Genomic DNA, 25752 nt, shown 5'->3' with positions numbered 1-25752 from the left:
ATGAATATGCCTCTGGGGTATACCGCTCAGCAGCGCATCCGGCCCCGACGAGGGTCGACCGACAGCGGTCGGCCGAGCCACATCCGTCTAGCTGGCGTACGTCTCGAACTCACCGACCCGGGGCGTACCGCTGGAGCTGTTGATCCTGAAGTTGATTTTGCTCATCGCGGTGGCCGGGAAGGTGATCGAACCTGCTCCGCTGCCGGAGGCCAGGACGGCCCCGTTGTCGTTGTTGACCAGTTGCCAGGACCCGATGGAGCCCTGGGTTCCGGACGGCTCGCGGATCACCACCCGGGACACCCTGGTGGCCGAGCCCCACTTGATCGAGATCGTGCCGGTCGACCCGGCCGGCGACCAGTAGGTGCTCAGATCGCCGTCCCGCACGTTGCCGTAGCTGGTCCCGCTGGCCTTGCTGGAGCCGTCGGCGCCCGCGCCGAGGCTCAGGTTGGTCCCGCCGGTGGGCGGCGGCGTGGTGGGCGGCGGGGTCGTGGGCGGCGGCGTGGTCGGCGGCGCGGTGGTGGGCGGCGGGGTCTGCGGCGAGCAACTGCCGTCTGACACCTTCAGGCCCGTGTTGGCGCCGACCGTCTGACGGACGATGTCCGGCACACAGCTCGCCCCGTCGAGGCGGTACGAGTACGGGATGCTGACAGTGGTGTTGGAGGTCGGGTTGGGGCCGGCGGGGTAGTTCTCGCTGCCGGCGCTGGACCAGGTCACGTTGTCGAAGACGTTGCCGGCGACCTGCCAGTAACCGCGCTCGTTCGTGTAGAAGGTGCCCAGCACGTCCTTGGAGTCGCGGAAGTAGTTGTTCTCCACCTTGGCCCTGGCCCCCGCCCGGGAGTTGATCCCGGACTCGTGCAGGCTCACGTAGTGGTTGTTGTAGATGTGGGCGACCCCGCCGCGCAGCAGCGGCGTACGGGAGTCGATGTTCTCGTAGAGGTTGTGGTGGTACGTGATGAAGCCGTTCGACAGGTCGCTCTCACTGGACCCGACGAGGCCGCCGCGCCCGGAGTTGCGCAGGATGCTGTAGGACAGCGTCACGTACTGGGTGTTGTCCTTCATGTCGAAGAGGCCGTCGTACCCCTCGGACTCGCCGCCCGAGGCCTCCAGGGTGACGTGATCGACCCAGACGTTGCGGACAGTGCTCTCCATGCCGATGGCGTCCCCACCGTTGGAGGTGGGCGAGCCCGACTTCTTGACGTTCCGCACCGTCACGTTCTGGATGATGATGTTGCTGGAGTCGCGGATGTGGATGCCGAGCTGGTCGAAGACGGCGCTGCCGACCCCGATGATGGTGACGTTGCTGATCTGCTTGAGCTCGATCACGCCCGCCGCTGTGTTGCAGCTCGACCCCGACACCTTGCTGGTGTTGCCGTGGTTGATGGTCCCGCTGACCTCGATGGTGATCGGGGTGCTGCTGCTGGTCCGACCGCACAGAGCCGCGTGGATCGCCGTGCCGGTGGTGGCCCGTACCGTCTGCCCGCCCGCGCCTCCGGTGGTCCCGCCGTTCTGGGTGGCGTAGCCGGTGGCGCTGCCGACGGCCGCGGAGGCCTGCGGGGTCGGCAGGGCCACCACCCCGACCGCGATCACCACGGCCGCTGCGGCCAGCACTGCCTGGCGTCGCAGCACAACTGGTCGTCTCATGTCGTCTCACCTTCGCATTCGTCTCGTTACCGGCTTCTAATCGACGGACATCGCGACCACACCCGCCTGCGGACGGCATTCAGGAATTGGCGGCAGTCAATCGCGGAGTCTTCATCAACGTCTCTCGCGCCCTGGTAGAAGCAGGGTTGTGTCGTGTGAGCGGAGTGTGTCCGGTGACATCGCTCGCCCGACCGTCATATGAAACATCGATGTAACGCAATCGTAGGAAAGCGGTTTCCCTGAACGCAATAGCTGACGCTTGCAGGTTTGTTGCAGCGCTCGGTATTGACACCGCCGAGCCCGCCACCGATGCTCTGCTAAATCAGTTTAGCGACCGGCTGACTCCGACCCGTCCCACTCCCGGTCCCCGGGCGGATCGCTTGCTGAGGGCTCCACCCCCCGAGAAAGGACCCGCATGAGACTGCGAAAGTCACTGATCCCGCTCGCCGCCACCCTCGTCCTGGCCGGCGCCTCCGGCACCGCGTACGGCAGCCCGAGCGACAGCCGGGGCGCCACCGACGGAATCCGCAGCATCACCCCGATCACCACCGTCTACACCTACGGCCAGAAGGTCTCGGCGGTGGCGATCGAGTACGGGGCCACCGTCAACCCCCGCACCCTCGACACCGCCACCTTCTCGGTGACCGACACCATCTACAACTTCCGCTTCAACCCCATCGAGGACCTGCCGAAGCTCGCCGACCGGACCGTCACCCACACCTACACCAACGGGACACCAGGCACCCGCGCCGACCACCGATCGGCGCCGGGCAGATACGTCATCGTCGAACTCGACCCCGCCGACACCGGCGGCTCGACGGTCATCGTCTCCAAGTGCCCGACGTTCCTCTGCACCGTGAAAGTCAATCCGGAGCTGCCGACCCGGGTCGTGCAGCGCAAGGACGTGCACGGCCAGCCCGGCCGTGGGGCCGGCAAGGGGCCGGTGCTCGCCCGGGCCACCCCGCGCGAATCGCGTCCGGTCACCGAGAAGCCGGTCAACCAACTGGTCGACGAGTTCACCTACGGCTCGCTCCTGAGTGGCGGAATGGTGCTGCCGTACCACTACCACCTGCCGAAGAACTACCAGCCGGGCCGCAGATACCCACTGATGGTCGTCCTACCCGGCCACGGCATGGGCTGGGACGGTGACAACCTCGGCGTCCAACTCGCCGCCGACATCCCGGCGACAGCGTGGCTCCAGCCGCGGTGGACCGGCAGCGGCGAGGACGTGATCGTCCTGGCACCCCAGCACCAGCGGGTCGGTGGTGTCGCCGAGGCGGACCTGCTGGTCAAGCTGCTCGACCAGTTCGTCGGGCAGTTCTCGGTGGACACCCGTCGGGTGTACGCGACAACCGTCTCGTACGGCTCCCAGCTGCTCTGGGAGGCATTCGCCAAGCGTCCCGACCTGTTCGCCGGCGGGTTGGTGACCGGTGGTTTCCCGGTCAATGCCACCCAGGCGAGCGCCATCGCGGCGGCCGAGGTGCCGGTGTGGATCACGCACGGCGAGCACGACCACCTGCTCAACGTCTCCGGCGCGCGTAACTCCACGTCAGTGCTGCGCCAGGCGTACGCCGCCCGGGGCAAGACGCCGGAGCAGGCAGCCGACCTGGTGCGCTACACCGAGTACGCCGACGCTGCCTTCTCGTTGCCGGACTACCACGCGGCGTTCGGACCGACCTACGAGGACGCCGGCATCCTGCGCTGGCTGCTGGACCAGTCCAGGCCCTGAGGCCGTGGACCGGGCGACGCCTCGCCGCGACCCGGCAGCGTGGTGTCCTCGCGCCGACGGGTCACCGGCGGGCGTCGCCCGCGTCGGGCTCGACAGCAGCGGGCGCGCCCCCGACGAGCACTGACTCCTGACCCTCCTGCCGGCCCTCCTGCCTCGCGCGGGCCAGCAGCCCGGCCAGCCGACGCCGCCGGTGCCGGGAGGCCGCCCGCAGCCCCAGGAGCAGGCCGGCGAGCAGGGCCAACAGTGCGAGCTGCGCCCACGGTACGACCCAGGTGGTGACGGTGGCGGAGGCCGGTCGGAGGTCGGCCCCGGCCTGGCCGTCGCCGAGAAGCGTCGGCGAGGTGCTGACTGTGGTGCGCAGGCGCCCCAGGGCCCAGACGCCGTCGGCCCGGGTCTGCACCGTCCGAGCGCCGCCGGGCAGCAACTCCTCGACGGCGCTGGTGGCGTCGTGGCCGCTCCGGCCCAGGAGGTCGGAGATCGCCACCCGACTCGTTCCGCTGACCCAGACGTTGCCGTCGTTCTCGACTGTGTAGCGGACCCGCACCGTGCCACCGGCGAAGGGGTTCCACGACGGGGAGTACGTCGCCCGTAGGCCCCGCACGGCCAGGGCGGCCTGCGCGGAGCCGTTCACCCGAAGCATCACCCGGAAGCCGACGCGGCTCTCGACGTTGACAGTCCCGCCGGTGCTGGTGACGGTAGCGGCTATGCCGGCCGGATGGTCGCCCGGTGTGGCGCCCCGGGGCACCGTGATGGTGAACGGCACCACCCGTGTCTCGTTGGGGCCGACGGTGACCTTCTCCTGCACGTCGATCCAGGTGCCGCCGTCGACGGAGGGGCGCTCGGACGACAGCATGTTGAAACGGCCCTTGTCGGTGAGGTAGCCGTCGGCGGCCTTCAGGGAGAAGGCGACGGCGGTGCGGCTGAAGTTGCGTACCGCCAGGTGTTCGGTCACCGCCTGCCCCGGGTCGAGGCTGGCGTTGATCCATCGGCGTTGGTCCGGCCCGCTCGCGGTGGCCGGTTGGACCGTCCAGGTCAGGGCCTTCGGGTCCGGTTCCGCCGCCGCCGCGCTCGGCGCGGCCGCAACCGCGAGGGACGCGACGGCGAGGACGACGAGCGCGCGGCGCAGCGGGGTGACGGTCATGAGACGGCCCTTCGGCACGGGGCTGGGCGGGGGCCCGATCCGGGCCCCCGCCCAGGCCACTACTCGAACAGTGAGAGCGTGAGCGTGGAGCTGTACGCGCCGGCGGCGACCTCAGCGGGGGTCCGCAGGTACAGGTCGGCGTTCACCGAGTACGAGTCGCTGGCGACGGCCTCGGAGTCGAAGGCCGAGACCAGCAGCTCCTGGTCGACGAGGCCGACATTGTTGCCCGGCTGGGTCGCCTCGTCCAGGCTGGTCACCACCTCCTCGCCCTCGGTGACCAGGCCGGTCTCCCCGCCGTCGAGCAGGCGCGGCTTCCAGCCGAAGTGGTCGGCGGTGATCGGCGCCTGACCGGTGGCGCCCGCGAAGTCGGTGGCGCTGCCGAGCACCGCCCAGTTGGCGCCGTCGGGCACCTCGTCGGCGACCCGGGTGTCGGTGACAGTCACCGTCGGCAGCGTGCCGACGAACTGGCGAACCAGCAGTGTCGAGCCGTCCTCGGACAGCGCGACGGCGTCGCCGGCGATCGACAGGGCGAGCACGCCCGGTTCCCTGATCTCGTCGATGTCGACAGTGACCCGCACGCTGGCGTCGTCACCGGGCTCGGCCAGCGCGGGCGACGGCAGCACCGCCGCCCCGGTCAGCACGGCGCCGACGACGCCGGCCGCGAGTGTCTGCCGCCGTTTGTATGTGTTCATGTGATCTCCGTTCTCCGCCATGAGGGGGTTATCCGCCGCAGCTGCCGGCGGGGTGTTGCACGGTGCGGACCGTCGTCACGTCGTGTCCGCCGATCGCTCCGGTCACCCGGGCGTTCGCCGAACCCGCCGGCACCGACACGGCCCGGGTGTTGAAGGACTGGTACGCGTTCGCGCCCGGCGCGACGGCGGTGAACGACCGCTCGCCGTACGGCGTCTCAAGGGTGATGCCCACCGGCGCGTCGTGGTCGTTGCGCGCCTGCACCGTCACGTACGCCTTGCCGCCCACGCACCGCGTGGAGGCGGTGACCGTGACGGGCAGGTCGAGGCTGGCGGCCGCGAAGGCCCAGTTGTCGATCTCGAAGAGGTCGACGCCGGCCGGGCCGGTGTAGGTGAAGTAGACGTCGTGCACGCCGCTGACACCGGCAAGCTCGGCGGTCACCTCGGCCCACTGGCCGACCGGGCTGTCCACAGTGGCAGTGCCGACGACGGGACCGTCGACGTCGTCCAACCGGACCTGGATCTGCCCGCCGGCGGCGAGCGCACGCACCCGCGCCGTCAGGCTCTGCGCGCCGTTGTCGCCGAAGTTCACCGAGGACAGCGCCGTCCAGTCCCCGTTGTCGATGTCCCGGACCACGAGGTTGGGTGCCGCGCCGCCGAACTGGGCGGAGCTGCCCTCGACCTTCGTGGTCGCGACGCCCTTGCTCCAGCCGAAGGTCTCGGCCTCGAAGACGCGGTACGGGTCGAAGTCGCGGACCTGCTCGACGCCGGCGTAGGTGCCGACGACCTGCTGGATGGTGCCGTCCGGGTTGAAGGTCAGTTCCTGGATGTGCGGGCTGCGGTACCCCTGGGTGGTGTTGCCGTTGATGCGCTTGTTCAGTGTCGGGGCGTGGTACGTGAAGTAGTACCTGCCCCCGAACTCGAACACCGACTGGTGGTTGTTGCCACCGGTGCCGGCCCCGAAGAACTGCGACTGGTTGGGGAAGAGCACCCCGGCGTACGTCTCCTTCGGCCACGACATCGGCCCGTCGGAGATCATGTAGCCGATCTGGCCACCCCCTGGGTAACCGGGGAGCGGCTGCTGGCTGCCGCCGAAGTCGTTCCCGCCGAAGTGCGAGGAGTACGAGAAGTAGTACTTGCCCTGGCGCTTGAAGACGTGGCCCGCCTCGAAGGCGACCGGGGCGTCGACCACAGCGGCCGTTCCCTCGGTGGAGACCATGTCGTCGCCGAGTTCGATCGACCGGATGTTCTTCGGGTTGTTGAAGCGCTCGGCCGGCGGCATGCTCGTCGACGCGGGACCACCACCGAAGTACAGGTACGGCTGGCCGTCGTCGTCGACGAACGGGGCCGGGTCGAACTTCCACGCGACGGCCTCGGCGCCGGGGGTACGACCGTCGATGAGCGTGCTGGTGCGCTCACTGGTCCACGGGCCGAGCGGCGACGCACCCGTGATCACGTTGCTGGAGCCACCGCCGTTGGCGTAGTAGAGGAAGAACTTCTCCACCCCGTTCACCACCTTCTTGGTGATGCCCGGCGCCCACGAGTTGGCGGTGAACGGGGCCACCCCGTTGGGGCCGGCGACCTGGATCTCACCGTGGTCCGTCCAGTTCACGAGGTCCTCGGAGGAGATCACCGTGATCTGGTTGATGTCGCCGTAGTTGATCCCCGGCGAGACGCCAGTGCTCGGGTTCGGGGCGTAGCCCTGGGTGTCGTTGGTCATGTACATGTAGACCCGGCCGTCGTGCACGAGGCCGAAACCGTCAGCCCCGAACTTGTGCCCGATCAACGGGTTGTGCTCCCCGGGCAGCTTGCCGACCACCTCGATGGTCTTCGACGCGGGCGCGGGCGGCGCGGCGCCGATCACTGACACGTCGTCGAGCTTGAAGTCCATCAGGTGCACCGCCGGGTCGGTGGACGGCGTGCTCGTCCACGGGGTCTCGAAGAACAGGCGCGCCGTTGACACGCTCTGCGTCGTCGGGATCGTGAACGTTCCGTTGAACTGCGCCCACTGGCCCTTCGTCGCCGTCACGCTGACGAGGTTGGTGTAGGTGCCGCCGCCGTAGTGCATGGTGGCGAAGAACTGCTTCGTCGCCGGTCCGCTCTCGTTCTCGTACTTGATGCGGGCCGTGAGGGTGTACGCCTGGCCGGCCTGCACCTTGCCGCTGAGGTCCTGCATCGGGCCGGACCCGGTGGTCGTCCGGCTGGTGACGAGCGCCGCGTTCGCGCCGGAGTAGGCGTCCGACGTGGCCGACAGTTGGGCGCCGTCGGCGGCGTTTCCGTTGTTGACGAACCAGTTGGTCAGGCCGTCCTCGAACCCGCCGTTGACGACGAGGTTCGTGTCGGCGGCCTGGACCGGCGCCGCCGGGGCGACGAACCCCGTGGTCAGCATCAGGCCGACCGTCGCGAGCGCTGCGACCCGTCCTCGGGTCGCCCGTCGCATTCGTTGTTCCACGAGACATCCTCCTTCATCTCTGACGTGCGGTCATCGGTGTACGGGGGATCGGTGGGTGCGCTTCCGTGGGTGGTCCGGACATCAGGGGGTCGACGGCCGCCACCGGTCCGACAGTGGCCGGCAGCGCGGGACAGGTCCGCTGTTCCGCGCCGCGCGACCGTCGCCGGTGGTGCTGGTCGGTGAGCCGAGGGCTCGTGGTGGGGTTATCCGTGGCAGGTGTTGGCGGCGTGCTGGGCGGCGTGGACGGTGGTCACGTCCCGGCCGGCGACCGCCCCGGTGGCCCGGACCGTCGCCGAGCCGGCCGGCACCGACGACGCGCGGGTGTTGAACGACTGGTAGACGGTCGCCCCCGGCCCGACGGCGGCGAACGACCGGTTTCCGTACGGGGTCTCGACGGTGATGTCGACCGGCTCGTCCGAGTCGTTGCGCGCCTGCACCGCCAGGTAGGTCCTGCCGCTCAGGCAACGCGCCTGGGCGGTGGCCGTCACCGGCAGCGCCGCCAGCACCGCGAGTCGGGCCAGTTGGTAGCTGAGTGCCCGCTCGGGTGCGTCGATCTGGTTCTGGGTGCCGAACTGGCCGGCCCGTGCCGCAGTCGCCGCCGCCAGCGCGGACTGCGTCGCGGCCCAGGCGTCGGCCGGGTAGTGGCGCGGGTCGAGCGTCTGCGCGTGGGCGACTGCCGCGTCGAGGGCTGTGGTGTCCAGCGGCCGGGCCTGCGCGGTCAGCACGTCGCTGAGCAGGTAGTCGTCGAAGTCGACATGCCCGCCGGTCTCCTGGGTCGCGTAGTTGAACAGGCCCACCCGGTGACCCATGAAGTGGGCGAGGCTGCCGTCGAGCGTCTGCGGGCCCACCCGGTTGCCGAGCCGGGTCCACTGGATTCCGTCGAGGCTGTAGTAGAACGTCGTCCACAGTTGCCCGACCGACGAGGAGAAGTCGAGGTCCGCCTTCACGTGCACCTCGCTCGCGTCGCCCAGCGACACTGTCGTGCCGGCGACGAAGTTCTCCAGCGTCGACTGGTCGAGGTCGACAGCGAACGGCTGCGATCGGTTCACGACGCCGAGGGTGTTGACGTCACCGACCCGCTTGACCGCCACGTACGAGAATCCGCGGTTGTAGGCCGCCAGGCCCGCGACGTCGCCGTTCTTCATAGCGGAGATGTCCATCCGGGTCTGGACCGACTGTCGTGGCCCGAACGTCCGCTGCGAGAGCGTGTTGCGTGCCTCCTCGAACCACGCCAGCTCGGCCCGGTTGGACAGCTTCGTGTAGACGTACTGGCCGGTGACCACGGAGCCGGCCGTCAACCGCAGCCAGCCGTCGCGGTCGGTGAGTGACCAGTACCGGTTGTCCGGGGCATGGTTCCACTCCCACGCCAGGTCCAGCCGCGACCCGTTGGGGGCGATCTCCGCCGGGTCGAGCGGCGCGGGGACCGTCCACTGCTCGTCCTGGTACGCCTTGTGCGGCGCGTCGTTGGCGAAGTCGTCCGAGGCGACGATGCTCTTCTGCCGCTCGAACAGCTCCTCGGCCGGGCTGAGCCGGATCGGCTTGTCGAACAGGCCGTTCACGGGTACGACCCCGTTGGTGCCGAAGGTCGGCCACCCGTTCTGCCAGGTGGCGGGGATGAGTGCCGGGATCCGACCGATGGGGAAGGTGTCCCGGAAGAACATGCCGTGCCAGTCGGTCCCGCCGCCCGCGCGGCTGATCGGCACCAGGCTGCCCTGCGCGAAGCCGTTGGAGTTGAGCACTCCGCGCGCCTCGTAGGTGTTGACCCCACCGGCCGAGGTGTAGCGCCCGAGCAGGTCCTTCGACCGGAACATCACCACCTGGCGGCCCTGCCCGGACGGCCAGGTGATGATGACGGCGTAGTACCAGCCGTCGATGTGGTAGACCTGGGCGCCCTCGAACAGGCCGCCGATGAACGGCTGCCCGGCGTAGTTGCCGGCGGTGAAGATGTTCGGGTAGTCCTGCGCGATGGCGGTCAGGCCGGCGTTGAGGCGTACGGCGCTGGTGCCGCCGGAGCCGTAGAAGATGTACGGGGTGCCGTCGACGTCGAAGAAGAGCGACGGGTCGTGCAGGCCGCGGCCGAGGGCGGTGCGCTGCCACGGGCCGTTCTCGATGTCGTCGGTGCGGTAGAGGTACGCCCCGCTGAGGTTGTTGGTGTTGAAGACCGCGTAGAACGTGCCGTCGTGGTAGCGCAGCGACGACGCCCACTGGCCCTGGCCGTACGAGTTCTGGCCGTTGCGCAGTGAGAAGGAGTCGCCGATGCTCGCCCGGTCGAAGACGTAGTTGACGATCTCCCAGTTGACGAGGTCGTACGACTTCATGATCGGCGCACCAGGGCTCAGGTGCATCGTCGTACTGATCATGTAGTAGATGTCGCGGCCCTCGTCGTTCTCGGCGGCCGGCACCCGTTCGACGCTGATGTCCGGCACGTCGGCGTTGAGCAGCGGCACTGAGTAGGTGCCGGCGCCGGTGTCGGTCGAGGTGTACGACGATCGGGGCGACCATCCGTCGGCAGCGTGCGCGGCGGCGGGCGTGGCCACCAGGATCGCACCGACCAGAACGGCCGTCGATGCGAGCGCGCACAGTGAACGGAGACGATCCGCGAGCACTGTGGACGCCAGTCGGGTCAACGTGGTGCTGGCGTGGTTGGTGGCGGCGTTCAGGCTGTTCACAGCGGATTCGCGGGCGATGTTCAGGACACCCGAGCGGACCGACACGACCAAGACGAGCTCCAAACGCGAGAGCGGCGTGAAGGCCATAGTGTTATCGCTAACAACGCCTGTCAAGACTATCAATGAAACGTGCCCGAACTATCCCCGTAACACCACCCACCCTCCACAGTGGACCCTCACCCCGCACCACCCCCAGCCTCGGTGATCATGAAGTTGTTGCCACCGCCCACGGCGTGTCAGGGCAACAACTTCATGATCAACCGAGGTGGCGCGGGGGCGCCGGAGGTCAGGCTTCGAGGCAGGAGCGGACGGCGGCGGTGAGGCGGTTGGCGCGCTCGTCGCCCATCCCACGCATCTGGTTGACCACGTAGCCGAACCCCACCTGGTGCTCAGCGTCGGCAAAGGCCAGATTCCCGCCCGCGCCGTCGTGACCGAAGCTGCGCTCCCCCAGTAACGGCCGAGCCGGTGGCGAGTGCAGCAGGAAGCCGGTCCCCCAGCGCTGCCCTGAGTCCGGCGGGCCGTGTCGCTGCTGGCCACTTGAGCGGACGACCACCGCGTCGTCCACCGAGGCCGCCGTGAGCAGTGCTCCACCCTGAAGGTCCGACACACAGGCGGCGTACAGGCGTGCGAGGCCCTCGGCGGTGCTCACCGCGCCCGCGCCGGGAACACCGGCGGCCCGGATGGCGTCGTCGTTGAAGCTGACCAGGCCGTCGGCGTCGGCGGGGAAGGCGAAGGCGCCCCCCATGGTGATGCCGCGTTCGGCGACCGGGTCCACGAACGGGTCAGCGTCCGGGGGCGGTGCCAGGCCCCAGGCGACGGTGTCGCTCTCGGCGGCGGGCAACCCGAGCCAGGTGTGCAGCCCGAGCCGGTCCGCGACGGTGTCGGCGAAGAACGCGCCGGGCAGTTGGCCGGTGATGCGGCGAATCACCTCGCCGACCAGCCAGCCGTAGGTCATCGAGTGGTACCCGTGCGCCGTACCCGGCTCCCACAGCGGGGCCTGCGCCTCGATCGCCTTGACCACCGGATCCCACGCCAGCACCTCGTCGAGGGTCAGCGGTCGGTCCACAGCGGGCAGACCCGCCTGGTGCGTGAGCAGCCAGCGCACCGGGATGTCCGCCTTGCCGTGCTGTCCGAACTCCGGCCAGTAGCGCGTCACCGGAGCGTCGAGGTCGAGCCGGCCCTGTTGGGCCAGCAGGTAGGCGCAGATCGCCAGGATCCCCTTGGTGCAGGAGAAGACGACGACCGGCGTGTGCGCGTCCCACGGCCGCCCGGTACGGGTGTCGGCCACCCCGCCGTACAGGTCGACGACCCTGCGGCCCCGCGCGTAGACGGTGACCGCGGCGCCGACCTCTCCCCGGGAGGTGAAGTTGTCGCGAAAGACGTCGGCGACGCGCCCGAAGCGATCGTCGACGTCGCCGTGGATCTGCGGCTGTGTGACCACTGCCTACCCCTTCACTGACCCTTGGATCAGGGCCTTGATGAACTGTCGCTGGAAGATCAGGAACACGATGAGGGTCGGGGTGAGGATCAGCAGCGACCCGGCACACAGCAGCACCAGGTCGGTGCCCCACTGGCCCTGGAACGCTCCGAGCGCCCCGGCCATCGTGCGTTTGCTGGCGTCGTCCACGAGGACGATGGCGAGCAGGAACTGGTTCCACGTCCAGAGGAACATCAGGATCGTCAGCGAGGCGATCGCCGGCCGGGCGAGCGGCACCTGGACCCGCCAGAACAACTGCCACGTGCTGCTGCCGTCGACCCGGGCCGCCTCGGACAACTCGACGGGCACGTTGGTGAAGTGCGCCCGCATCCAGAACACCGCGAACGGCATGTACAGCCCGATCAGCGGCAGGATGATGGCCCAGCGGGTGTTGAGCAGCCCGAGGTCCTGCATCTGGTAGTAGAGCGGCGTGACCACGGCCTCGAACGGCAGGGTCAGACCCAGCAGGAAGAGACCGAAGACGAGGCGGCCACCGGGGACCCGCAGCTGACCGAGCCCGAAGCCGGCCATGGTCGCGATGAGCACCGACACCGGTACGACACCGGCCACGATCAGCAGGCTGGAGCGGAGCAGAGCGCCCATGTTCGCGGCGGTGAAGGCGTCGGCGAAGTTCCCCCACTGCGGGTCCGACGGCCACTCCAGGCCGCTGGGCACTGTGCCCCGGGGCTGCAACGCCGCCGAGAGCATGCTCACGAACGGCAGCAGGGTGACGACGATCAGGGCGATCAGGAACACCCGGCCGGTCAGCTGTTCGCGTCGGCTCAGGTTCACGGCTTCTCCCCTCGGCTCAGGCGCTGGATCGGCAGCACACACGCCAGCACGAGCAGCATGAGCACTACAGCGAGCGCCGAGGCGAGCCCCACCTGCCGCTGCGAGAAGGCCAGCCGGTAGATCTCCAGGCCCGGCACTGTGGTCTGGAGGCCGGGGCCGCCGCTGGTGGAGATGTAGACGATGTCGAAGCTCGCCAGCGCCGCGATGATCGTGACGGTCAGGCAGACGCCGATCTCCTGGCGCAAGCTGGGCAGAGTCACGGCGAGGAACTCGCGGACCGGACCGGCGCCGTCGAGGCGGGCGGCCTCGTACAACGCCGGATCGATCTTGCTCATGCCGGTGACCAGCAGAATCGTGCAGAGGCCGAGCAGGACCCAGGCCCCGATGACGCCGACGGCGGGCAGCGCCGTGTCGAAGTCGCCGAGCCAGGCGCGGGCGACGCCACCCAGCCCGGCCGCGCGCAGCGCCTGGTTGACCAGGCCGTTCGACGAGAGCAGCCAGCTCCACGCGATGCCCGCCGCCACCAGGGGGATGACCTGCGGCAGGAACAGGATGGTCCGGACGACGGTGCCGAACGCGCCGGTGGTGATCCGGCGAACCATGCTCGCCACCAACAGCCCCAGCGCGACGGGAATGAAACTGAAGAAGACGATCAGCACTATCGCGTTGCCGATGATTTTCAGCAGGTCGCTGTCGGTGAAGACGGTGAGGTAGTTGTCAAGGCCCACCCAGCGGGCGACCCCGATGCCGTTCCAGTCGTAGAGCGAGTACTGAAGCGTCAGGACGAGCGGGCGCAGCACGAACACCGCGTACATCACCAGGGCGGGCAGGACGTACAACCAGCCGGTCCCGGCCGCGCGGGCCCACCGGAATCGGTGGGCCCGCGTGGGGGTGGGGCGGGCCCGACGATCGTCACGCCCGGTTGGTGCGCTGCCGAGGGCAGACGTCATCGGGACAGTTCCTTCTGATACTCGGCCTGGACCGCCTTCACGTACCCCTCGGGCGTCTGCTGACCGGCGATCAGCTTCTGCATCTCCGGCGTGATCGCGGCGGCGAAGATGCCGCCGGTCGCGTTCGCTGTGAAGTCCACAGCGCCGTTCTCCGCGCCGAGTTGCTGCGACGCCTTCAGGGTCTCGGCCAGCACCGTGTTCGGGGCGGCGCTCGGCACCGGCAGGTCACTCGGGCCGCCGGGGCTGGAGCCGCCGACGGTCACCGAGATCTCGCGGGCCTTGGCGTTGGTGTGCACCCAGTTCAGGAAGTACGCGGCGGCGTCCGGGTTCTTGGCCTTGGCGGAGACGCCGAATGTGTTGGGGGCGGACATCGCCACGTGCTTCGCACCGGGAGACTCGGTGGGGAAGAGGAAGAAGCCGACGTTGCCGGGCATCGACTTGTCGAGGTTGGCCGACTCCCAGTCGCCGTTGAACATGAACAGGCCGTTGCCCTTCTGGAACTCCCCCACCATGCCCGCGTAGTCCAGGGCGTTGGCGTCCTTGGTGAAGTAGCCGGCCTGGGCCCACTTCTGGATGGTCTGGGTGGCCTTCAGGGCGGCCGGGGTGTCGAACGTGGCGCCCGGCTTCTGGAAGATCCAGTCGGCGACCTGGGTCGGGTCGCCGAACTGGTTCTGTAGCGCCTGGTGCGGGAAGTTGATGCCCGCGGTGTTCTTGTTGAACTGCATGATCGGCTGAACCCCGCCGGTCTTCGCCTTGGCCAGCAGCTCCTCGAACTCGGCGACAGTGGCCGGCGGCTGGGTCATGCCGATCTGGCTGGCCAGCTTCTTGTTGTAGAAGACGCCGGTGACGCTGTAGCCGAGTCCCATGCCGTACAGCGAGCCGGTGCCCCGGGTGTTCTCGCCGACGCGCAACTGCATCAGCTGCGAGGCGGGGAACTTGTCCCAGCCGTACGCGGTGAAGTACGGGTCGAGGTTCTTCAGCAGGTCGTCCTTGACCAGGTCGACCATGGTCGGGAGCCGGATGATGTCGGGCGAGTTGTCCGAGGCCATCACCCGGGGCGCGTTCTCCACGATCACCGTGAACTGGTCCTCACGGATGTTGAACTTGACGTTCGAGTGCTGCTTGGAGAACTCGTCGGCCAACGCCTTGGCCAGCGGGAAGCCGGTCTCGGCGTACATGTCCAGGGTGATCGGGTCGGTGCCCAGCTCCGTCTTGACGGCGGCATCGGACTTCTGGGTCGACGACCGGTCCTCGCCCGGCGCGCTGCAGGCCGTCGCGGTCATCCCGACCGCGAGCAGCGACGCGAGGAGCACAGTTCTCCGTCGCGGAAACTTTGTCAGCAATTCTGCCATTTCATGACTCCTTGACATCTCCACGCGTCCCGCGACCCACGGCCGCGCGACGGCTCCACCGGGACCACCGCGACCGGGTGGCCGCCACGACACGTACGCCGTGACCTGTCGCCCGGGCGCAGCACCCGTACCGTCAGCAGAAAAGAACCGGGCACGGCCACCGAAGGCGCCTCTGGATGCACCAGAAGTGGTCGCTAAACTGATTTAGCAGAGCATGCGCGTGGCACGGGGAGCTGTCAAGGACAACTTGGCAACGGTGCGGAAACGTCGGGTTCACACCATGCCGACGTGACCGGCGCTCGTTCCCGGACGGCGACGCATCATGATGGGCGGGAGCGGCGCCTGTGGCACCGCGCCTGATTCGGAGGACTGATGGGCCGCAACAGAGCAACACTCGCCGACGTCGCGCGCAGAGCCGGGCTGTCCAAGACCGCCGCGTCGATGGTGCTCAACGGCAGGGAGGGCACCCGACTCTCGGCCGAGGCGCACCAGCGGGTGTTCGCCGCCGCCGAGGAACTCGGCTACCGGCCCAACCTCGCCGCGCGCAGCCTGCGCACCCGCAAGACGGCCACCATCGCGTTCGTCTCCGACATCGTGGCCACCACCCGGTTCGCCGGCGACCTCATCCGCGGCGCCCTCGACGCGGCCCGCGAACGCGACCACGTCCTGCTCATCACCGAGACGCAGGGCGACGCCACCTTCGAGCAGTACGCCATCGAGGCCGTCCTGGACCGGCAGGTCGACGGGGTGATCTACGCGGCGATGGCGACCCGACGGCTGACGGTGCCCGCGGCCATCCTCGGCGGCCCGGTGGTGCTGCTCAACGCCACCAGCCCCGACGGCCTGCCCAGCGTGGTCCCCGACGACGAGGGGGCCGGGCGCTCCGTCGCCAGCGCCCTGCTGGAGCTCGGCCACCGCGACGCGATCGCGCTCATCGGGCGCAACCGACTCAAGGAGGACGACCCGGAGGTCTCCCTCGCCGCCCGCGCCCGCCTGCACGGCATCCAACAGACGCTGGACGAGGCGAAGGTCCGCCTCCTGGCCGAGTGTTTCTGCACCGAGTGGTTGCCCGAGCACGGGTACGCGGCCATGCGCAGCCTGCTGGGCAAGCCGAAGCGACCCAGCGCGATCATCTGCATGAACGACCGGCTGGCCTTCGGCGCCTACCAGGCACTCGGCGAGGCGGGGCTGACCGTCCCGGAGGACATCTCGGTCATCTCGTTCGACGACGACCCGATCGCCGCCTGGTTGCGTCCCAGCCTGGCCACCACCGCGCTACCGCACGAGCAGATGGGGCGGCGAGCTGTCGAGCTGCTCCTGGACGGGGGCGCCGCCGAACCCTCGCTCGTTTCGATGCCCCTGCGCCGACGCCGGTCCCTCGCGCCACCGGCCGGCTGACCACCGGCCCTCCGAGCCGTGCCGACGGTTTGGCTCTGACCGACGCTAAAACGGTTTAGTGCTAGGTTTCCGTCCATGCTTCGTCTACCCGACCACTGGGTGTGGGACAGCTGGTACGCGCGGGACGACAACGGCCTCTGGCACGTGTTCTTCCTGCGCGCGTCCCGCGCCCTGCACGACCCGCACCGCCGCCACCGCCGGGCCAGCATCGGCCACGCCGTCTCGACGGACCTGCGCTCGTGGCGCCTGGTCTCCGACGCCGTGGTCCCCGCCGACGCGCCCAGCTGGGACGACCTGGCGACCTGGACGGGCTGCACGGTCCACGGGCCGGACGGACGGTGGTACCTCTTCTACACCGGGGTCAGTCGTGCGGAGGACGGGCTCGTCCAACGCATCGGACTTGCTGTCTCCGACGACCTCGTGACCTGGCACCGGCACGGCGCCGAACCGGTCGTCCAGGCCGACCCCACCTGGTACGAGCTGCTGGACAAGGAGCTGTGGTACGAGCAGGCGTGGCGTGACCCGTGGGTGTTTCCCGACCCCGACGGCGAGGGGTGGCACATGCTCATCACCGCCCGCGCCAACACCGGTCCGGCGAACACCCGTGGCGTCGTCGGCCACGCCACCTCCACCGACCTGGTCACCTGGACCGTCGCGCCGCCGCTGTCGACGCCGGCCGGCTTCGGTCACCTGGAGGTGCCCCAGGTGGCGGTCCTCGACGGGCAGCCGCTGCTGCTCTTCTCCGCCGAGGCCACCGGCAGCGCTCGGCACGACGAGCACCGGATCTGGGTGGCGACCGGTGAGACCACCCTCGGGCCGTGGGACATCCAGTCCGCCCAGCCGTTCGCCCACCCGCACCTGTACGCGCCCCGGCTGGTCCCCGGACCCGCCGACGGCTGGTCCCTCATCGGCTTCCTCGACCACGTCGACGAAACGTTCGTCGGGGAAATCACCGATCCCATCCCGGTCCGCTACCAGGCCACCACCGGGTTGACGGTGGACCCGGCGAGGGCGAACGTGGCGCGCTGAACCGGACGGGTCCGGGCGGAGGCGTCACGCCCCGGCCCGGACCCGTCGGTGTCCAGCTACTGGATCAGCTGCGCAGCTGCCACTGCTGGTTGGTGCCGCCGCTACAGGCCCAGAGGATCAACTTCGTGCCGTTCGCCGTAGCGGCGCCGTTGGCGTCCAGGCAGAGACCCGACTGCACTCCCGTGATCGTGCCGTTGGCGTTGACGTTCCACTGCTGGTTGGTGCCGCCGTTGCAGTCCCAGATCACCACTGCGGTGCCATTGGTGGTGCCCTGGCCGGAGGCGTCCAGGCACTTGGTGCCGTAGACCATGAGCTGCCGGCTCGCGGTGTGGGTCCACCGCTGGTTGGCGACGTTACTGATGCAGTCCCAGATCTGGGCCTGCGTGCCGTTTGTCGTGCTGGAGTTGCCGATCTCGGCGCAGCGGCCCGACTGGGCGCCCACGATCTGCACGTTCGTCGGGTTGGTGCTGCCGCCGCTCTGCACGCCAGCCGTGTTGATCACCGTCTGCGCGCCCGACGGCCAACTGCCGTTGCTGACAGTGACGTTGCTGTTGACCACGTTGCCGCGGTCGCCGTTCGTCACGTTCGTGCTGCCGTTGGTCGACCAGTTGTTGGTAACGGTGAAGTTGCCCATGTTCTCGGCGTAGTAGTAGTTGGCGGTCGCCCAGGTGCCGGTGGAGGAGAACACGTTGTTACGGGCGGTGTAGTAGCGCGAGCCCTCGTCGAAGTAGAGCCCGAACCAGCCGTTGGTCCGCAGGCAGTAGTTCTGGGTGATGGACCCACCGGGGTTCGCCGACAGCGTGTAGATGCACCCGCCGTCGGTCATCTGCTGCATGACGTCGTGCACGTAGTTGCCGACGACCTGGTTGTTGGCAGCGGTGGTCGCCGTCGTGTACCGCGGCTGGTAGTTGTAGAGGCCACGGTTGGCGTAGTGCTGGCTACCGCCGGCGTCGTTGGCGCCCCAGCCGTAGCCGACCGACAGACCGGTGTACGGCATGTTGTAGACCTCGTTGTGCGAGACCAGCGAGGTGTTCACGTAGGTCGTCAGGATCGAGACGACACCCCGGTACTCCAGACCGAGATCGTGCACCTTGTTGTTGCTGATGGTGACGTTGCGGTTGACCATCCGCTGGTCGCTGGGGTGGTGGGCGTCGGCGCGCACGCCGCCGACCACGACGCCACCGGCGGAGTTGCGGGCGATCTCCGAGCGGGTGACGGTGATGTTGTTGGCCCCCAGGCCGACGCCGCTGGCGTGGGCGTTGGCGTCGTTGCCGATGCCGATGGCCGTCTGCCCGAGGTTGACGAACTGGGAGTCACTGAAGCTGATGGTGTTGGCGGCGGAGACCTGCACCGCGGCCGGCATCTGCGCCCAGCTCGGGCGGGTGGCCTCGAACAGCGGGCAACCCTCCTGGCAGGAGGTCAGCGCGTCCGACGGGCGGGCCCAGGAACCGACGATGTGCGCGCCGGTCTGCTGGTCGGCGAAGCCGTTGCTGCTGCTCGGGCCGAGCCAGCTGGTGCCGGTGAAGGTGATCCCGCTGAACGAGATGTGGTGCGCGGGCGCGTCGTAGGTGCCGCCGACGTTCACCAGGGACTGCAACTGCGGCAGCTCCACGCTGACCGAGCTCATGTTCTGTCCGCTGAGCGGGATGTAGTTGAGCTGGCCGTTACTCGGGTTGAGATACCACTCCCCCGCCGAGTCCAGGAACTCGTACGCGTTGGCCAGGTAGAACGGGCCCGCCCGGTGCGGGCGCGACAGCGTGTCGAAGCCGAAGGTGTTGTTGTTCCAGGCGGGCTGCTGCATCGTCAGGAAGTTGCCGCTGATGCTCTGCACCGGCGAGTACCGGTCGGTGAACGAGCCGACGCTCTCCACCTCGACCCGGTTCTGGTTGCCGAGGTTGTTGAGGTAGTTGAGCGCGCTGTTGGTGAACCGCATGCCGGACGTGGTGAAGGTGAAGTCGGAACGGTTCACGGCGGTGCGCGCCCGGGTGGCGACGGCCCCGTTGACGTAGAGCTGACGGGAGTCGAGCCCGGCGGGAACGTTGGCCCGCCAGATGTTCTTGCCGGAGTCGACGAGCGACCAGCCGGTGACCGCCCGGGCGCCGGTGATCGTCGGACGTGCGCCGGAGGCCGCCCGCCAGATCACCTGATAGCCGTTGTTGCCCGAGTCGGCGGCTGTGAACCGCAGCGGCGACGAGAGCCGGTAGGCGCCGTTCGCCAACTCGACGACGATGTCACCGGACATCGCGCTGTTGATCGCCCGCACCGCGCTCTGGGCGGCGCTCAACGAACACGGTTGGCTGGCGGAACACGTGGTGCCGGTGCCGGAGGGCGACGCGTAGAGGGTGGTGGTGGCCGCGAGGGCCGGGGAGGCCGAGGCGGTCACCGCGACCACTGCGGTCACCGCTGTCGCGGCGGCGCCGGCCAGCAGTCGGCGCAGCGACGAAAGGGACGAGGACACGGGACGGTGCTCCTGACGTGAGAACGGGGTGGGGGTGGTGCAACGGCCCCGACCAGTGCGGGGGGTGGCTGGTCGGGGGCGGTTATCCGAGGATCTCCTGGAGATAACGCAGGCCGTCCGTGGCGAGACGGTCCTGCGAGGGGGCCAACGGACGCCAGATCGCCGCGGCGGTGGCGATGGCATCGTTCTCCGCAGTGAACGACTCGATGCAGATCGCGCCCTGGTAGCCGGTGTCCCGCAGGACGGCGAAGAAGCGGGGCCAGTCGAAGTGGTCAGCGCCGGGAGCGCCCCGGTTGGTGCCACTGACCTGGACGTGCTTGATGTGCGGGCCGGCGACCGCGAGGGCCGCGTAGGGGTCCGCCTCCTCGATGTTCATGTGGTACGTATCGATCATGATGCCGACGTTCGGCGGTAGCCCGTCGATCAACTCGATCGTCTGCTCGATGGTGTTGACGACGCTCGTCTCGTAGCGGTTCAACGCCTCGACACCGATGCTCACGCCCACCTCGCCGGCCTGCTCGGCTACCGGCGCCAGGGCCCGCCGGAAATCCGCGTAGCAGGCCGCGCGGGCCGCCGCCGACATCCGCCAGGTGCGGCCGACCGAGGCATACGCGGGGCCGCCGACGCAACCAGCGCCGACGGCCGCCGCGCTCGCCACGCAGCCCTTGAGGTACGCCACCGTCGACTCGACGACCGCCGGTGCCGCGTCGACCAGGTCCCGCCCCGGCGGGGTGACCGCGCAGACACCGGCGGCGACGAGGCCGTGCGCCGCCAACAGGTCCCGGGTACGGATCGGGTCCCAGTCGCCGGGCTGCTCGATCGGCAACTCGATCGCGTCGAAGCCGAACGCGGCGATCCGCGGAATCAGCTCGGCCAGGGCCTCGTCGTCGACCGGCGAGGCCCAGACCCAGGGGTTGACGCCGATGGCGTACATCGGACTCCTACTTCCAGCGCTGCGGGTAACCGGGCAGGTCGGTGCAGCCGCACATCGCGTAGTGCAGCGGCGGCATGCCCGCGTCGAGGTACTGGTCAAGGTTGTCCTGGGTGACGGTCGGCTGCGGCAGCTTCCACGGGTTGGACACCTGCTGACCGTCGAGGATCCGCAGCGCCGCGATGATCGGCGTACGCCACTGGTAGGTCGGGTAGGTCGGCGCGATCGCCGTGAGCTTCTTGTCCTTCCAGATCTTCAGGAAGTCGAGCTGGTCCTCGCCGTTCATCGGAGGAACCGGCTTGCCCGCGTCCTGGAACGCCTCGACCGCCGCGACGGCCACCGCTCCGGCGTCCATCCAGACGCCGTCGATGGTGCCGTACCGCTGGATGTAGTCGTCGACGATCTTCTTGGTCTTGGCCGGATCGCCATCGGTGAACTCGACACCGACGACGTCGACCTTCGCCTTGTCGAACGCCACCTTCGCCGCCGACCAGCGGGTCTCCAGGACGTCGACGCCGGGCAGGATCCGCAGGGCGAGGACCTTGCCGCCGGGCTTCATCTTCTGGCTGACGAACTCGGCCCCGACGTGGCCGAAGCCGTAACCGCCGATGGGGTTGATGAACGTCACCGGGCACTTCGTGTCGACCCCACGGTCGAAGACGACGACCGGCAGCCCGGCCTTGCAGGCTGCCTCGACGGCCGGGGTGAGGGTGGCGGTGGTGTTCGGCGAGACGATGAGCGCGTCGCAGCCCTTACCGAGCAGATCGTTGATGTCCGCGATCTGCTTCTGGTCCTTGCCCTCGGCGTCGACGTGCACGAACTCCTTGATCCGGCTCTTCTGCGCCTCGACCTCTGCCTGCATGGTCTTGAAGCCGACCTGCCGCCAGGGGTTGTTCAGCGCCGCGTTCGAGAAACAGATCTTGTGTGGACCGGCCTTCTTGAACTTGGCGGTGTCGACCATCGTGGGGTTGAGCACCTGCTCCCACGGCTTGTCGGCAGGGCCCGTCGGTGCCGCGTCGAGCAGCGCCAACTCGGCGTCGTAGTCGGCCTGCACGAAGAACTTCGACTGGTCCCCGGTGCCGGAGCCAGTGGCTGCGGACGCACTTCCCGACGGGCTGGCGGCCGGCTCGTCGGTGGCACAGGCGGCGAGGGACAGCACTGTGACAGCGGCAATGGCCGCCATGGAACGTCGCACTATGGTTTCCCCTTTATCTCGAAGAAGAACGCGTTGCCGAGACCGCCACGGCGAGCAGGATGATCGCTCCCTGGACGGTCGATCTGAGGGCGCCGGAGACGCCGTAGAAATTCATGAGGGCGAACAGCAGTTCGAGGGTCAGCGCGCCGAGCATCGCCCCGACGACAGCGCCGCGACCCCCGCCGAGGGCCACCCCACCGAGGACGACAGCGGTGATCGCGCCGAACTCCAGACCCGCGCCGGCCTGGAACGACACGCCGCTGTAGCCGCCCAGCAGAATCGCCGCCACCGCCGCCGCGAGCCCGCTGAGGATGAAGGCGAAGGTCCGGGTACGCCACACGCGTACGCCGCTGAGTTCGGCGGTACGCGGGTTGTCGCCGACGGCGACCAGCGTCCGGCCGAAGTCGGAACGCATCAGCAGCACGGCCGCCACCGCCAGGACCACCAGGACCAGCAGCGCGTACGGCACACGGCCCAGCAGCGGCACGTCCTCGAAGGCCCGCCGGCCGAACCGCCGGAACTCCTCGGAGAGCCCGCCCTTCGGTGCGCCGTCGGACCACAGGTAGACAGCGCCGACGAGGATCAGGAACATGCCGAGGGTGGTGATGAACGACGGCACCCGCAGCCGTGTCGTGATCAGACCGTTGACCAGCCCGACCAGCGCCCCGAAGGCGAGCAGGAGCAGCACCACCGGCCAGGTACGCGACGGGTCGCTGTCGATCAGCCGGGCGGCGACCACCACCTGAGCGGTGACCAGGGAACCGACCGAGAGGTCGAACTCGCCGGACACGATCACGAAGTACTGGCCGGCGGCGAGCAGGATGATCGGCGCCGAACGGCCGAGGAAGGACATCAGCGACTGCGGGGCCAGAAAGTCGGGCTGCCGGATGCCGACGAGCACCAGGAGCACCGCGAGGATCGCGAGGATCGGCAGGACACCACCGGGACGCACCCGCGGCAGGCGCAGCGGCAGGGAACGGGGCTGGACGGTCTGCATGGCTAGGCCGCCTTTCGGATGGCCCGGCGGGCGTAGACGGCGACCGCGGCGATGATGATGACGCCCCGGATCACCTGCTTGAAGAAGGCGTCGACCTCGAGCTGGTTGAAGATGGCGTCGATGCTGGCCAGCAGCACCACGCCACCGACAGTGCCGATGACACCGCCACGCCCACCGGCGAGGGCGGTACCGCCGATCACCACAGCGGCGATCGACTCCAGGTCGTAGAGGCCCTCGGTGCCGACGCGCGGGGCGCCCGAGCCGAGCCGACTGGCGAGGTAGATGCCGGCGAGCCCCGCGCACATCGAGCACAGCATGTGGGCGGTGACGAGGACCCGGTCGTTGCGGACGCCGGAGAGCCGGGCCACCTCCGGATCCCCGCCGACGGCGACCAGGTGGTGACCGAAGCGGGTCCGCGAGAGCGCGAACCAGGCCGCCGCGGTGACCGCTATCAGCAGCAGGAACGACACCGGCACCGGCCCGACGCGCTGGTAACCGAGCGCCTGCACCAGCGAGGGCGCAGTGGTGCCGGCCGGACCGTCGTAGCCGTTGTCGAGGTAGCCCTTGAGCAGCAGCCCGACGCCGAGGGTGGCGATGAACGCGTTGACCCGGAACCTGGTCACGAGGAGCCCGTTGAGCAGCCCGACGCCAGCGCTGACGACGAGCACCAGGCCGATCGCCGGCAGCACCGCGCCGTCGCTGCCGTTCATCGTCTCGGCGGCGACGAGGGTGCTGAGGCTGATCACGTACGCCACCGAGAGGTCGAGCGAGCCCCCCAGGATGACCAGGGTCTGCCCCACCGCGACCAAACCGAGGCCGGCGGCGACGTGCAGCAGGCTCACAGTCGTCGACTGGTTGAAGAGCTGCCCACCGTCGAGCAGGACGACCAGCCAGCCGATCGCCAGGGTCAGGGTCAGGGCCACGAACACGCCCGGTACGGAACGCCGGGCCGGCAACAGCGACAGAGCGCTCACTGGGCCTTCTCCCGTACCGCGCCGACCGCCAACGCGACGACCTCCTCCTCGGTCGCGCCGGCGGGCAGCTCGCCCGCGACGTGGCCGTCCCGCATGACGACGATCCGGTCACTCATCCCCAGCAGCTCCGGTAGATCGGACGAGATCATCAGCACGGCCGCGCCGTCACGGGCGAGGCGGCGGACGAGGTCGTGAATGGCTGACTTCGCGCCCACGTCGATGCCCCGGGTCGGCTCGTCGAAGAGCAGGATCCGCGGGTTGAGCGCGAGCCATCGGGCCAGCACGACCTTCTGCTGGTTGCCGCCGGACAGAAAGCGGATCTCCTGATCGTCGCCGGCGCCGCGGATCTCCACGGCGGCCAGCAACTCGCGTACCCGGGCGGTCCTCGCGGCCCGGCCGGACCGGGCGGCGAAGACGGCCCGGCTGGCGAGCAGCGCGTTGTCCAGTACCGACTGCCGGGGGACGATCCCCTCGCCCTTGCGGTCCTCGGTGACGTAGGCGATGCCGGCCCGCATGGCGGTGCGGGGTGAGCGCAGCCGGACCGGCCGGTCGTCGAGCGTGACGTCGCCGGTCGTGAACGGCGACACCCCGAAGATCGCGCGGGCCAGCGCCGAGCGTCCGGAACCCTGGAGGCCGCCGATGCCGAGCACCTCGCCGGCGCGCAGCTGGAGGTTGACGTCCCGCAGCTTCCGGTTGCCCGCGTCGCGGAGGTTGAGCCGCACCGGGCCCCGGTCCTCGGGGGCGGCCCGGTCCGGGTAGTAGCTGGACAGTTCCCGGCCGACCATGTGCCGCACCAACTCGTCGGCGCTGGTACTCGCGGTGTCCACCGTGGTGACCCGGCGGCCGTCCTTGAGCACTGTGATCCGACCGGACAGGTCGAAGACCTCGGCGAGCCGGTGCGAGACGTACAGCAGCCCGATGCCCCGCTCCTGGAGTCGGCGTACCAGCCCGTAGAGCAACTCGACCTCGTGGTCGGCGAGCGCGGCGGTCGGCTCGTCCATGATGAGCAGCCGCGCGTCCAGGGCGAGCGCCTTGGCGATCTCGACGACCTGCTGCTGCGCGACGCCCAACTGCCCGACCCGGGCGTCGGCCGGCAACGTGGTCTCACCGATCGAGGCCAGCAGCCGCGTGGTGCGGTCGAGCATTGCGCGACGATCGACGAGCCCGCGTCGGACCGGCTCGTGCCCCAGGTAGACGTTCTCCGCGACGGTGCGCTCCGGGAGCAGGTTGAACTCCTGGTGGATGATGCCGATGCCGGCCCGCTGCGCGTCGCGTGGACCACGGAAGGTACGTGTCGCACCGGCGAACTCGACAGTGCCGCCGTCCGGGGCGTACCCGCCCGAGACGATCTTCATGAGGGTCGACTTCCCGGCACCGTTCTCACCGACGACGGCGTGCACCTCGCCCGGCGCGACATCGAGGTCGACACCGTCGAGAACGCGGACTCCGAGGAAGGACTTGCCGATGCCCCGAAGGGTGAGAAGCGGCGTCGGCGGCGGATCTGACATCCCGAAGGCCCTCACAGACAGTAAATTATAGATATATTTGGATGCCACACTACGGCGGCTTCAAGGCGCTGAACAACAAGCTTTCGTGGCAACAACCACGACTTACGTTCTTGCGGTGCAAACATTCCCTTGACATCGACGAAACATCACACGTATGAAGATAGATGTTTGGATGCGGGTCCGCAATCCTCGATCAAGTCCGACTGCCAGGTCGGGCCGGGATCGACAGGCGGCGCCGCAGCAAGGGAGCCGAGCACGGACGTCGTTCACCGGGCAGGACGTCGGACGTTACTTTGTTGATTGACAGTCTTCGATCTCTGGCTCATCCTGACCTCGTGGACCACGGGACGAGAACCACAGCCACCATCAC

The 25752-nt window shown here is 69.1% G+C and carries 17 protein-coding genes and 1 pseudogene; 3 read left to right on the top strand and 15 right to left on the bottom strand.

What is annotated here, in order from left to right; genetic code table 11:
• Nucleotides 1-87: 87 nt before the first annotated feature.
• Nucleotides 88-1641: a polysaccharide lyase family 1 protein gene (locus tag AB0B94_RS22170; RefSeq protein ID WP_357283102.1), complete on the bottom strand. Its 1554-nt coding sequence runs from the start codon at nucleotides 1639-1641 to the stop codon at nucleotides 88-90.
• Nucleotides 1642-2056: 415 nt separating this feature from the next.
• On the opposite strand from AB0B94_RS22170, the gene AB0B94_RS22165 reads away from it, so the two are divergent.
• Nucleotides 2057-3370 (top strand): hypothetical protein, encoded by a 1314-nt coding sequence (locus tag AB0B94_RS22165; protein ID WP_357283099.1) that lies wholly within the window; start codon nucleotides 2057-2059, stop codon nucleotides 3368-3370.
• Between the two features lie 61 nt (nucleotides 3371-3431).
• On the opposite strand, the gene AB0B94_RS22160 is transcribed toward AB0B94_RS22165, so the two are convergent.
• From AB0B94_RS22160 to AB0B94_RS22125, 8 genes are all read right to left on the bottom strand, one after another.
• On the bottom strand, nucleotides 3432-4511 hold the full coding sequence (locus AB0B94_RS22160) for a hypothetical protein (RefSeq protein WP_357283097.1): 1080 nt from the start codon (nucleotides 4509-4511) through the stop codon (nucleotides 3432-3434).
• Between the two features lie 59 nt (nucleotides 4512-4570).
• Entirely contained in the window at nucleotides 4571-5203 is a 633-nt protein-coding gene (locus AB0B94_RS22155; RefSeq protein WP_357283095.1) for a hypothetical protein, read from the bottom strand.
• A gap of 28 nt (nucleotides 5204-5231) precedes the next feature.
• A complete protein-coding gene (locus tag AB0B94_RS22150; RefSeq protein ID WP_357283093.1) occupies nucleotides 5232-7652 on the bottom strand; it encodes a family 43 glycosylhydrolase in 2421 nt (806 codons plus the stop codon).
• Nucleotides 7653-7855: 203 nt separating this feature from the next.
• A complete protein-coding gene (locus tag AB0B94_RS22145) occupies nucleotides 7856-10384 on the bottom strand; it encodes a glycoside hydrolase 43 family protein (RefSeq protein ID WP_357283089.1) in 2529 nt (842 codons plus the stop codon).
• 223 nt (nucleotides 10385-10607) lie between these two features.
• Entirely contained in the window at nucleotides 10608-11762 is a 1155-nt protein-coding gene (locus AB0B94_RS22140; protein WP_357283087.1) for a serine hydrolase domain-containing protein, read from the bottom strand.
• Between the two features lie 3 nt (nucleotides 11763-11765).
• A complete protein-coding gene (locus tag AB0B94_RS22135; protein WP_238666868.1) occupies nucleotides 11766-12590 on the bottom strand; it encodes a carbohydrate ABC transporter permease in 825 nt (274 codons plus the stop codon).
• Nucleotides 12587-13540, bottom strand: a complete 954-nt coding sequence (locus tag AB0B94_RS22130; RefSeq protein ID WP_357283083.1) for a sugar ABC transporter permease — start codon at nucleotides 13538-13540, stop codon at nucleotides 12587-12589. Before AB0B94_RS22130 ends, AB0B94_RS22135 begins: the two co-directional genes overlap by 4 nt.
• The gene (locus tag AB0B94_RS22125; protein WP_357283080.1) at nucleotides 13537-14892 is read right to left on the bottom strand and encodes an extracellular solute-binding protein; all 1356 of its coding nucleotides are present in this window, start codon (nucleotides 14890-14892) and stop codon (nucleotides 13537-13539) included. The genes AB0B94_RS22130 and AB0B94_RS22125 overlap by 4 nt, the downstream gene beginning before the upstream one ends.
• 372 nt (nucleotides 14893-15264) lie before the next feature.
• On the opposite strand from AB0B94_RS22125, the gene AB0B94_RS22120 reads away from it, so the two are divergent.
• Together AB0B94_RS22120 and AB0B94_RS22115 are read left to right on the top strand one after the other, a co-directional pair.
• A complete protein-coding gene (locus AB0B94_RS22120) occupies nucleotides 15265-16290 on the top strand; it encodes a LacI family DNA-binding transcriptional regulator (protein WP_357283076.1) in 1026 nt (341 codons plus the stop codon).
• Between the two features lie 54 nt (nucleotides 16291-16344).
• A pseudogene (locus AB0B94_RS22115) lies at nucleotides 16345-17319 on the top strand (family 43 glycosylhydrolase); the annotation flags it as partial.
• A gap of 64 nt (nucleotides 17320-17383) precedes the next feature.
• On the opposite strand, the gene AB0B94_RS22110 reads toward AB0B94_RS22115, so the two are convergent.
• From AB0B94_RS22110 to AB0B94_RS22085, 6 genes are all read right to left on the bottom strand, one after another.
• Nucleotides 17384-19777, bottom strand: a complete 2394-nt coding sequence (locus AB0B94_RS22110; RefSeq protein ID WP_357283074.1) for an RICIN domain-containing protein — start codon at nucleotides 19775-19777, stop codon at nucleotides 17384-17386.
• 82 nt (nucleotides 19778-19859) lie between these two features.
• A complete protein-coding gene (locus tag AB0B94_RS22105; protein WP_357283071.1) occupies nucleotides 19860-20711 on the bottom strand; it encodes a sugar phosphate isomerase/epimerase family protein in 852 nt (283 codons plus the stop codon).
• Nucleotides 20712-20718: 7 nt separating this feature from the next.
• The gene (locus tag AB0B94_RS22100; RefSeq protein WP_357283068.1) at nucleotides 20719-21891 is read right to left on the bottom strand and encodes a substrate-binding domain-containing protein; all 1173 of its coding nucleotides are present in this window, start codon (nucleotides 21889-21891) and stop codon (nucleotides 20719-20721) included.
• Between the two features lie 25 nt (nucleotides 21892-21916).
• Entirely contained in the window at nucleotides 21917-22900 is a 984-nt protein-coding gene (locus AB0B94_RS22095; protein ID WP_357283065.1) for an ABC transporter permease, read from the bottom strand.
• 2 nt (nucleotides 22901-22902) lie between these two features.
• A complete protein-coding gene (locus AB0B94_RS22090; protein ID WP_357283062.1) occupies nucleotides 22903-23874 on the bottom strand; it encodes an ABC transporter permease in 972 nt (323 codons plus the stop codon).
• Nucleotides 23871-25382: a sugar ABC transporter ATP-binding protein gene (locus AB0B94_RS22085; protein WP_357283059.1), complete on the bottom strand. Its 1512-nt coding sequence runs from the start codon at nucleotides 25380-25382 to the stop codon at nucleotides 23871-23873. The genes AB0B94_RS22090 and AB0B94_RS22085 overlap by 4 nt, the downstream gene beginning before the upstream one ends.
• Nucleotides 25383-25752: the final 370 nt, after the last annotated feature.

The sequence above is a fragment of the Micromonospora sp. NPDC048986 genome (genome assembly GCF_040649335.1).
Taxonomy (GTDB): Bacteria; Actinomycetota; Actinomycetes; order Mycobacteriales; family Micromonosporaceae; genus Micromonospora; species Micromonospora alfalfae.
The sequence above is the reverse complement of the archived record's forward strand: the minus strand, read 5'-3'. Positions and strand labels throughout refer to the sequence as shown.